This is a genomic window from Pseudomonas bananamidigenes (assembly GCF_001679645.1).
GTDB lineage: Bacteria > Pseudomonadota > Gammaproteobacteria > Pseudomonadales > Pseudomonadaceae > Aquipseudomonas > Aquipseudomonas bananamidigenes.
Map to the genome: position 1 here is coordinate 1 of NZ_LRUN01000100.1, position 1,495 is coordinate 1,495.

Sequence of the window (1,495 nt, forward strand, 5' to 3'; positions counted from 1 at the left end):
GGCGCTGCGCGCCTACCCCCGGATAAATCCCTCCACTCAGCCTTCCGATGGGGCCGGTACGTCAAAAGCGGTACTCGAGCTAACGCTCATCGTGTTGAGTGGTGGAGAGCCAAAGCCAGAGCAGAAGCAAGAGCAGAAGAAAGAGCAGAAGAAAGAGCAGAAGAAAGAGCAGAAGAAGCAGGAGTCGAGTTGCACGCGTTTTAAACCCGAGTTCAACTCGGTATATCACGTCGGCGTACCTCTCCCTTAGGGAGAGGGTTAGGGGGGCTTTTGATCTTCTGCTTTGAAGCCAATAAAAAAGCCACCTTTCGGTGGCTTCTCTCGACATCTGCACTCAGTCGTAAATCACTTTCTTCTTCCAGTCCGCATCCGCCTCGACATCCTTGAGGCCGGCAGTCAGCTGGTTTTCTTCGCCTTCGACCGGGGCGATCTTGTCCATGACCTGGGCGTTGGCGCGGGCCAGGAGTTTTTCCAGGTACTGGAGTTGTTCGGCGTAGATCTGCGGGTCCTGTTGTTTGCGCAGGTATTGCACGCCGCGTTCGAAAGCGAGGCGTGCCTGGCCAGGCTGGTTTTGTTGCAGGGCGTGCTGGCCGAGGTTGTTGAAGAACTCGATGTGCAGCAGCACCAGGATATGGCGCACTTCGCGAATCCAGTGCTTGGCTTCGTTCGGAGGCAGGAAGCCGTCCTGGGCGGCGCGGGTGATCTGGCCGTGCAGGGCTTCGAGGAGAAAACGGACATCCTTGGCTTTGGCTTCGGTCTGGATCGGCGCCGGCGGGTTGTTGACCGGGATCGATTCACCCTGGGCGACGAGGGCGCTCAATTCGGTGATGCGGGCCTTGGTGGTGGCGCTGGTCTTTTCCAGGTTCAGCAGGCGCTGGCAGACGTTCAATTCCAGGCGGGTCATCAACAGCTTGAGGGCCGGGGTCATGAACTGGCCGGGGAAGGTTTCCGTCAGTTCGCCACAGCGGCGCAGGCGATCGTTGAGTTCGACCTTGGTGCGGGCCTTCTCCAGTTTGGTGTTTTCCACCACATGGTTCATGTAGCCAATGGCGATCAAGATTGCGATCCCGGCTATGACTAGCAGGGTGATCATGAGTGGTGTCACCGGTAAGACCTCTTTATAGGGTTCGCGTGCGAGTGTAGTGGCTTGGCCCATGAAGAGCCTAGCGCCGCTCGACGGGTTGGATCAGCGAAGTTTCATCTGTATCGGCCGCAAGCCTGCTTATATAAATACTGGCCCTTGGGGTACAGATTGCCATCACCTGTGGCGTGGACTATAACGCCTTGGCGAGTGTCGGAATATAGGCGCCAATCGTCGGGCGGCCGAAAAGTCCGATTCGGCCCGTCATGTGACCCGAAGTCATTGATTTAAATAAATTTATATCAGGGGGTTGACGACCCTCCAATCCATCCATAGAATGCGCGCCACTTGCAGCGTAAAGCACACAGCGAAACGCGGCAGGGAGTGAATGTTGTAGTGTGTCCCCTTCGTCTA

Annotated in this window: 2 protein-coding genes; one reads left to right on the top strand and one right to left on the bottom strand. The window is 56.8% G+C overall.

The genetic code is table 11. The annotated features are described in order from the left end of the window. Positions 1-250: hypothetical protein (locus BBF94_RS28095; protein WP_218060148.1), on the top strand; the 250-nt coding region annotated here is incomplete at its 5' end. Between the two features lie 84 nt (positions 251-334). On the opposite strand, the gene BBF94_RS26335 is transcribed toward BBF94_RS28095, so the two are convergent. Beyond that, positions 335-1,093 (bottom strand): hypothetical protein, encoded by a 759-nt coding sequence (locus BBF94_RS26335; protein WP_065261849.1) that lies wholly within the window; start codon positions 1,091-1,093, stop codon positions 335-337. Positions 1,094-1,495: the final 402 nt, after the last annotated feature.